Genomic DNA, 2,460 nt, shown 5'->3' with positions numbered 1-2,460 from the left:
CTCCAGTCTGCTGGGCGCACGGGAAAGGCTCAGTCGCTTTGGAGCCGGGCGAGGCCGTCGAGGATGAAATCGAGCGCGAACTCGAATTCGGCGTCGTCGTCGCACCGGCCGAGGGTGCCGCCGTGGGTGACCGCGAGGGCCATCTCCACGACGTAGGGATGGCTGGCGCCGAGGTCGCTCGCGAGACTGGCGGCCGCCTCCGGCTCGAGGTCCCCGGAATCGTCGAAGAGATCCTGCGTGAACCCGAGCAGGCGACTGCCGAGGATGTGCAGGGCGTGATGCGCCTGTGCGATCGAGAAGCCGCCTTCCCGGAGGGTGCCGATCACCGCATTGACGTATTGCAGCACAGCGGGCCCGGGCGTGGTCTGCGCCTGGACTGTGCGGGGTGCCCACGGATGACGCTGAACCACGCTGCGCGCGGCGAGCGCCATCTGACGCAGTGACGTCTTCCAGTCGACACCATCGGCACTCGTCGGGATCTGGCTGATCACGGCATCGGCCATGCCGTCCAGGAGGTCGTTCTTGTTGCGCACGTGCGTGTAGAGGGACATCGCCTCGACACCCAGCTCCTGTGCGAGCTTGCGCATGCTGATCGACTCGATGCCGTCCCGATCGGCGAGCTCGACGGCAGCTGCCATCACCCGCTCTCGCGTCAGCTGGGTGCGGCGTTCAGGGCCGGTGTTGCCCAGCGCGGAGATCTTCACCTCGCCAGCTCTCGCCCGCGACGGCGGCTCGTGTCGCCCAACAGACCCCCTTGACTTCCTTACATCGTAAGCCGTAACCTTACAATGTACGTAGTTCCCTTACCGTGTAAGGGAACTTAATATACCACCTCACGTCGCCCGACAAGGAGAGGCAAGCCATGGCGGACAGCACGAGGGGCAGCCGGAAAGGGACGCTGCAGCCGGGCCGGGTCGTCGGCGATCAATACGACGGAGTCGCCCCCCGGCGGACTCCCCCCGAAAGGAGCAGCGCGACAGTGCCTGTCAATCCGCCGACCATGCTGGCCGTCGTCCAGGACGGCTACGGGGCGCCGGAGCGCGTGCTCCGACTCGAAGAAATCCGCGTCCCGTCGATCGGCGCCGACGACGTCCTGATCCGGACACGGGCCACGAGTGTCAACACACCGGACTGGGCCGCCGTCATCGGAGTGCCGTACATCCTGCGCCTGGGTTCCGGGTTGCGTCGGCCCAAGCGCCCGGTCCGGGGCAGCGACGTCGCCGGCGTGGTGGAGGCAGTTGGCCAGAAGGTCACCGACCTGGCGCCCGGCGACGAAGTGTTCGGGTCCACCAGAGCCCGGGCCGGCGCCTTCGCCCAGCACGCAGTCGCGCCGGCGGCCCAACTCGTCAAGAAGCCAGCCGGACTCGCCTTCACCGACGCCGCGGCGTCGGTCATGACCGGGCTCGCCGCGCTGGTCGCCATGCGGGACGTGGCACGGGTAGGCGCCGGCACCCGCGTCCTGATTAACGGCGCCTCAGGCGGGGTCGGGACCATGGCGGTCCAGATCGCCAAGGTGCTGGGCGCAGAAGTCACCGGAGTATGCGGCATCCGCAACGTCGAACTGGTCCGGTCACTCGGAGCGGACCACGTCATCGAGTACACGAAGGAGGACTTCACCCAGAGCCGACAGCGTTTCGACGTCATCCTCGACAACGTGCTGAACCACCCGCCAAAGGCGTCCGCGCGAATGCTGGCACCCAAAGGAGTGCTCATCCCGAACAGCATCGGGTACACCGGCGGCCTCCTGGCCGGCTTGCCTAGGACGGCCCGGGCAGTCCTGATGGGATTCGGTTCCACCACCGTGAGGCTCGTGACCCCGGCCATGAACCGCGAGAACCTGGATGCGCTCCGCGGGCTCCTCGAAACCGGCGCGGTCAGGGTGGTCATCGACAAGACCTACCCGCTCGAGCAAGCGGCAAGCGCGGTCACGCGCATGCTGGAACATCACGCCAGCGGCAAGATCGTCATCGCGATGTAGCGCGACCACGGCATGGCAGCGAACAGGAACCTGGCGATCGGGGCGCCGGGTGACGCGGGGAAGCATGCGTCAGGTCCACAGGCCGCTACCGCAATGACCGACAGATCAACCCAAAGACACCCGAAAGGCCGGCAGCGAGATCGTGCGGGCACGTGTAGAGATCGGCACACTCGCCGTGATCGGCGCTCGGTACGACCTCGACACCGCCACCGTGACCGTGATCGCCTGACCTCATCACCACGCTCCGTCACCACCGAATGTGCGACAGAACCTGCCGGTCGGCCCACGTGGTCGATGTGCGGGGGTCATCCGTCTCCCGCCGGCCCGTGCTGTGGAATGCCAGCCGCATCTTTGGCGTGATCATGTGAAAGGCGTGTGGCCGCAACCTGACGGAGCACAACGGGGAAAATCCGACATCCGCCGGCCGCACCGGAGGTACGGCCTGACGGCGACCCCGGTTCGTATCCATTCACGGGTCCGCG

2 protein-coding genes are annotated in these 2,460 nt (G+C 67.2%); one reads left to right on the top strand and one right to left on the bottom strand.

The window, feature by feature from the left end:
- Positions 1–29: 29 nt before the first annotated feature.
- The gene (locus E0504_RS49895) at positions 30–704 is read right to left on the bottom strand and encodes a TetR/AcrR family transcriptional regulator C-terminal domain-containing protein (RefSeq protein WP_200835490.1); all 675 of its coding nucleotides are present in this window, start codon (positions 702–704) and stop codon (positions 30–32) included.
- Positions 705–1,000: 296 nt separating this feature from the next.
- Here E0504_RS49895 and E0504_RS49890 point away from each other — a divergent pair, with 296 nt between their 5' ends.
- The gene (locus E0504_RS49890; protein ID WP_112109008.1) at positions 1,001–1,978 is read left to right on the top strand and encodes an NAD(P)-dependent alcohol dehydrogenase; all 978 of its coding nucleotides are present in this window, start codon (positions 1,001–1,003) and stop codon (positions 1,976–1,978) included.
- Positions 1,979–2,460: the final 482 nt, after the last annotated feature.

It is taken from the genome of Parafrankia sp. BMG5.11, from assembly GCF_004337455.1.
Note: the sequence above shows the minus strand (reverse complement) of the source record. Positions and strands in the feature narration are given on the sequence as shown.